This window comes from Shumkonia mesophila (genome assembly GCF_026163695.1).
GTDB classification, from domain to species: domain Bacteria; phylum Pseudomonadota; class Alphaproteobacteria; order Rhodospirillales; family Shumkoniaceae; genus Shumkonia; species Shumkonia mesophila.
On record NZ_JAOTID010000021.1, the window covers coordinates 42,056 to 48,098 of the forward strand.

The 6,043-nt window shown below is 65.4% G+C and carries 5 protein-coding genes; 3 read left to right on the forward strand and 2 right to left on the reverse strand.

Annotated features, from left to right (window positions below):
• Window position 1 precedes the first annotated feature (1 nt).
• Entirely contained in the window at window positions 2-1,261 is a 1,260-nt protein-coding gene (locus ODR01_RS23000; RefSeq protein ID WP_316980057.1) for a YjgN family protein, read from the reverse strand.
• A 445-nt stretch (window positions 1,262-1,706) separates the two neighbouring features.
• On the opposite strand from ODR01_RS23000, the gene ODR01_RS23005 reads away from it, so the two are divergent.
• Window positions 1,707-2,948, forward strand: a complete 1,242-nt coding sequence (locus ODR01_RS23005) for a dicarboxylate/amino acid:cation symporter (protein WP_316980058.1) — start codon at window positions 1,707-1,709, stop codon at window positions 2,946-2,948.
• A 151-nt stretch (window positions 2,949-3,099) separates the two neighbouring features.
• Window positions 3,100-3,573: a peptide-methionine (S)-S-oxide reductase MsrA gene (gene msrA, locus ODR01_RS23010; RefSeq protein ID WP_316980059.1), complete on the forward strand. Its 474-nt coding sequence runs from the start codon at window positions 3,100-3,102 to the stop codon at window positions 3,571-3,573.
• Between the two features lie 124 nt (window positions 3,574-3,697).
• On the opposite strand, the gene ODR01_RS23015 is transcribed toward msrA, so the two are convergent.
• Window positions 3,698-4,198, reverse strand: a complete 501-nt coding sequence (locus ODR01_RS23015; protein WP_316980060.1) for a YbaK/EbsC family protein — start codon at window positions 4,196-4,198, stop codon at window positions 3,698-3,700.
• 229 nt (window positions 4,199-4,427) lie between these two features.
• On the opposite strand from ODR01_RS23015, the gene ODR01_RS23020 reads away from it, so the two are divergent.
• Window positions 4,428-5,684 carry a tagaturonate epimerase family protein gene (locus ODR01_RS23020; RefSeq protein ID WP_316980061.1) on the forward strand — a complete coding sequence of 419 codons (1,257 nt, stop codon included), beginning with the start codon at window positions 4,428-4,430 and terminating at the stop codon, window positions 5,682-5,684.
• The last annotated feature ends 359 nt before the right edge of the window (window positions 5,685-6,043 follow it).

Consider the following 6,043-nt stretch of genomic DNA (forward strand, 5'->3'; position numbering starts at 1 on the left):
CCTAGATGGCCCCGACGTCCAGCGCGTCGGCCAGCCCCTCGCCGAAGCGCGGTTCTCCGGCGGGCGCCTGAACGACACGGTCGAGGGCGCCGATGTCGTGGATGGAAAGGGTGGTCCAGACGTGGCGCACGGTTTGGAAGACGGCGATGGGGTAGGTAACGAGGGGAGAGAGCACCAGCATCAGGCCGGCGACGGCGATACCTGTCACCATGCCGACAACCGGCACCTCGGGGGAAGCCATTCCTGTCTTCATGAAAACGGCAAAAATGCCAATGAAAATAACACCAAAGATGATGGCGAAAAAAAGTGCCAGCACAATCGCCCAGGCCAACACGAAGGCCGGCAGAATCGAGCGGGCCCGCAACTGGCTTTCCAGACGGACGGTACCCACGGCCGTGCAGTCAATGAAATAGCGGGCCTCGAAGATCCGGTAAAATGCGAACGCCAGGATCGCCGAAAGTAAAGCGACGCCAATCGACACCACGCCGACGCCCTTTAGAAGTGGATCATCTTCGAAGAAACTCGTTGGTGGTGAAAGTCCGAAGGCGCCAAATTCCATCGCTACCCACGTAACGACAAGGATAAGACTCCAGGCGGCAAAAGGGGTTGCCCACACACCCAGCCAGCCCAGAACCAACGGCCGCGCCGGGCCGTTCAGGGCAAATGCCTGGTCGCCCAGGCGCATGCGGTCGACGCGGTATTTGGCGAGGTCGAGACGCATCCATGGCGTGATCAAGCCGAGGCTGAGGACCTGGCCTATCCGCCACAGGAAGGCGCGGCCGGCGTACTTGAGCGCGCCGTTTTCCATGCCGAAGCGGATGCCCCGCCAGCGGGTGCGGGTCAGCCGGTAGCGCCACATGCGGTAGGTGGCGAAATCGATGAGGAAAACGAGCACGAAGGCGTAAGTGAAGTTCAGGACGAGGCCAATCCACGCGGGACCGCCCTCGGCCATGACGCGCAGTACCGAGGAGGCCACCGACAGCGGCACCAGCACGGCGACGACGATGAGGAAACCGACCAGCAGCTCGCTCGCCTTGCCAGTGTATTCCAGCGGCTCGCCGGCGATCACCACGTTGCCCCAGAAATAGCGGCGCAGGCGGGTCTTGGCCCAGAAGCGGTAGATGCCCAGCGTCAGCAGGGTGAGCCCCATGGTCTTCAAGACCAGCGCGAACAGGGCACCGCGCCGTCCCAGGAATTGCGGCACCACCGGGCCTGCCGGCGGCGGCGCCGCGGCGGTCGGCGCTTCCCGATGATCGTCCATCGCACATCCCCCCAAAGCCGGTCGAACGACGGCTTGCCACCACTTTTGCGGGCATCTTGGCACAACTGCCGGTATGGGAAAAGTCTCAGTCGCGGATGAGGCTCCCTGCATCAAAAGAGGAATAATTCTAAACAATCATGCAATATACCGTCGTTTATTAATAAAACTAAAAAGTGAAAAAACGGCAATCCCCTTGAACAGATGCAAACAACGGGATTACAGTTTTGCACCGCGTCGGTCTTAACGTCGTCTTCAACAAGAAACGGCATGTCCGATGACATTGGGGAATCTGAACGCGAAGCCTGAAACATCGGCCGTATTTCCAATGCGCTGGCGGAAAATCCGTCGGCGCCCGTGTTTTTGATCGCATGACAAGGGGTAGACGCCCCGTGTCCGCTGGATACGGGGCATCGTCGTTAACAAGCGAGGTGGGAGGAAGCAAACCATGTGGAAGAGTTGGTCGAGTATCAAACTGTGGAAGCGGATCGCCGCGGGACTGGTCCTCGGCATCATCGTCGGCATCCTGCTGAGCGGAGCGCCCAACGTCGTCGAAACCTGGATCAGGCCGTTCGGCACGCTGTTCCTCAACTTCATCAAGATGCTCATCGTGCCTTTGGTGTTCCTGTCGCTGGTCGTCGGCGTGACCTCGCTCAAGGACCCGGCCCGGATGGGACGGATCGGCATCAAGACGATCGCCTGGTACCTGGTGACCACGGCCGTCGCCGTCGTCATCGGCCTCGTCTTCGGCCTGGTGTTCCAGCCGGGCGCCGGCGTCGAGAAGGTCGCCGCCGCCGCGACCAAGGCCGCCGCCCTGCCGTCGGTGGTCGACACCTTCCTCAACCTGATCCCGGCCAATCCGGTGGGCGCGCTGGCCAGCGGGAACATCCTGCAGATCATCGTCTTCGCCATCGTCGTCGGCATCGCCATCAACTTCGTCGGCCAGAAGGCCGAGCCGCTGGAGCGCGTCATCGCGGCCGGCGCCGAGGTCATGTACAAGATGACCGCCGGCGTCATGGAACTGGCCCCGCTCGGCGTCTTCGCCCTGATGGCCTGGGTGGCCGCCAAATACGGCCTCAGCATCCTGCTGCCGTTGGCCAAGATCATCTTCTGCGTCTATGTGGCCTGCATCCTGCACGCCGTGATCACCTATGGCTTCATTCTCAAGATGCATGGGCTCAGCCCCATGCAGTTCTTCAGGGGCATCGTCGACGCCCAGATGGTGGCCTTCACCACCACCAGCAGCGCCGGCACGCTGCCGGTGACCATGCGCTGCACGCAGGACAACCTGGGCGTTTCCGTCGGCGTCTCCAGCTTCGTGCTGCCGCTGGGCGCCACCATCAACATGGACGGCACGGCCATCTATGAGGCCATCGCCGCCCTGTTCGTCGCCCAGGTCTTCGGCGTCACCCTGGGGGGCGGCGACTACCTCATGATCGTCATCGTCGCCACGCTGGCCTCGATCGGCGCCGCCGGCGTTCCCGGCGCCGGGCTGATCATGCTGACCATGGTGCTGACCACCATCGGCCTGCCGCTCGAGGGACTGGCCATCGTCGCCGGCATCGACCGCGTTCTCGACATGGCGCGCACCACCATCAACGTCACCGGCGATGCGTTCGTTTCCTGCCTCGTCGCCAAGAGCGAGCGCGAACTGAACCAAACGGTCTACGACGCCGCACCGGTCGCCTGAACCGGCGCCGAAACTTCGGCCTGCACATCTCGGGGCTGCCGGCGCCATGCCGGCGGCCCCTTCCTTTTCAAAGGTCCGTGACCCTCCTTCCCGCCCGTTGCATGGCGCGGCGCCGTTCTTACATAGAAGGCGTCCAAACCGAGGGAATCCCATGACCACGCAACAAGCGACCTTCGCGGCCGGATGCTTCTGGGGCGTCGAGGCCGCCTTTCGCGAGGTGAAGGGCGTCGTCGACGTCGAGTCGGGCTACACCGGCGGCACCACCCGCGATCCCACCTACCAAGACGTCTGCGGCGGCCGCACCGGCCACGCCGAGGCGGTGCGCGTGACCTACGACCCCGCCGTGACGAGCTTCGAGGACCTGCTCGACGTCTTCTGGCAGATCCACGATCCGACGACGCCGAACCGCCAGGGCCCCGACGTCGGCACCCAGTACCGCTCGGCGGTGTTCTTCCACGACGCCGGCCAGGAACAGGCGGCCCGCGCCGCCAAGGAGCGCCTCGGCCGATCAGGGCGCCTGCCCCGCCCCGTCGTCACCGAGATCGCGCCGGCCGGCCCGTTCTGGCGGGCCGAGGAATACCACCAGCGCTATCACGAGAAGCACGGCGGCGGCTGCGCGATCTAGGCGCCGTCGGTTTTGGGGACACCATAGTTTTGGGGACACCATACTTCATAGTTTTGGGGACACCATACTTAATTCGAAATGAATTAAGTATGGTGTCCCCAAAACTAATCTGGTGTCCCCAAAACTAATCCGCGATGGCGGCGAACCGGGGGCTGGCGAGGCGCACGTAGTCGTCGACGTCCATGAAGATGGAGCGGTCCAGCCGGCCGGCGTTGAAGCACACCTCGCGGTTGTCGCGAATGGCCGGATCGGCGATCAGGGGCAGTTCCGCCCAGAAGGTGAAGGGCGGCACGGCGCCCATCACGCAGCCGGTGATGGCACTCGCCACCTCGGGCGGCGCGAAGCCCCCTTTCTGGGCCCCTGCCGCCTGGCAAAGGGCCTTCATGTCGAGCCGCCGGCTGCCCGGCACCACCGCCATGACCGTGCGCTTGCCGGCGCCGCCGCCCTTCAGGGTGACGACGATGGCCTTCAGGGACTGCGACGGGTCGTTGCCGCGGATCTTGGCGATCTCCTCGGTGCGCCCCTCGGCCGGATGCTCGACGATGCGATAGCGGGCGCCGCCGCCGTCGAGCAGCCGGACGACGCGCTCGTGGGTGGTGGGGAGGTTTTCCTGGAGTTCGCTCACCTGATCGTCTCCTAGCCGTTTCGCCGCCGGAACGCCGCGTCTTTTGAATTGCGCGGCGCCCGCGCGGCTTCTAAAGTGGCTGGGCCACTTTGCCCATGTCAAAACATTTATCCTTTTCAGGCGGTCCCGCGATGTCCATGTGGACGCGCGCCGGCTGTGTGCCGCCGTCCGGCAGGAGCAGGTTTTCGGCCTCGCCGTGCGGCAACAACCATAAGACGGGAACGCAACGATGATCCACCCCACTCCGGCCGTCATCGGCCTTCGGAAATCCTTTGGTTTCGGCGACCGTCTCGGCCTCGCCACCCCCGGCCACGTCGCCGCCTGCCGCAAGACCGACTTCATCCCCATCTTCGCCCAGCAGTCCATCCGCGAGATGGTGCGCACCAAGCGCAGCCCCGAGGACGTCATGGCCGACGCCCAGCGGGCGGTCATGCGCACCGCCTACAAGGCCGACTGGGGCGCCGACGCCGACCACCTGAAGACCGAAGACGACGTCAGGGCCACGGCGGCCGCCGGCTTCACCTTCTTCACCTTCGATCCCTCCGATCACGTGGTGAACGAGGCCGACACCATGGGGCCCGAGGAACTGGCCCGCGGCGAGACGGCGCTGATCGCCGAGGGGGTGTTCGAGGGATCGAGCCTGCGCGACCTTTATCTCGGCAAGCGCTTCGAGATCGACAACGGTTTCGCGCTGACCTTCGACGAGCCCGCGCTGCTGCGCGCCGCCGTGAAATACGGCCGCGCCGTGCGCCACTGCGCCAGGCTGGCCGCCGCGCTCAAGGAAGCCGCCGGCGGCAGGCCCTACGAGATCGAGATGTCGGTCGACGAATCCGAGGTGCCGACGACGCCCTTGGAACACCTGTTCGTCGCCCGCGAGCTCAAGCGCCGGGGCGTCGAGTTCATCAGCCTGGCGCCGCGCTTCATCGGCGACTTCGAGAAGGCGGTGGACTATCGCGGCGACCTCGCGGCCTTCGAGGCCTCGATCGGCCAGCACGTCGCCATCGCCAAGTTCTGCGGCCCCTACAAGTTGAGCCTGCATTCGGGGTCGGACAAGTTCTCGGTCTATCCCATCTTCGGGCGGCTGTGCGGCGAGATGCTGCACGTCAAGACCGCCGGCACCAGCTATCTCGAGGCGCTGCGCGTCGTGGTGCGCGTCGACAGGCCGTTCTTCCGCGAACTGGTCGAGTACTGTCGGGGCCGCTTCGCCACCGACCGCGCCAGCTATCACCTCTCCACCACCGAGGCCGACGTCGAGCGGCTGGGCGGCGTCGCCGACGGCGACCTGGAGCGGATGTTCCTGGACCTCAACGAGGGCCGACAGCTCATGCACGTCACCTACGGCTCGGTGCTGACCCTGGGCCAGGACGCCAGGGGCCGGCCGTTCCGCGAGCGGTTGATGGCGATTTTGGAAAAGCACGCCGAGATGCACCTCGATTTCGTCGAGCGGCACTTCGACAAGCACCTGGGCCTGCTGCTGGCGGAGTAAGGCGGGCCGGGCCCGACGAGGGGGAACCGGGGCGACCCGCGCTTTAAGCACGGCCCGCGGCATGAGGGGCGTCGGGCGCGCCCCGTTCCGCGCGGCGCCGCGATGGGCCCGCCATAGGCTTGTCATCCTTTGTCGTCCCCCGTCGTCATGTGTCGTCATTTCCGGCCGCGGGCGACGGCCCCGTTCATCGGCCCGCCGGCATCGGCCGCCGCGCCGGGCATCGCGACGGGCGCGCGGTAGGTTTGTCATCCTTTGTCGTCTTCTGTCGTCATGCGTCACCATTTCTTGGCGCCGGTCAGCCACGGCGCGATGTCGGAGATGTCCTCCTCGGGCAGGGAAGCCGGCGGCGGGACGGGCGG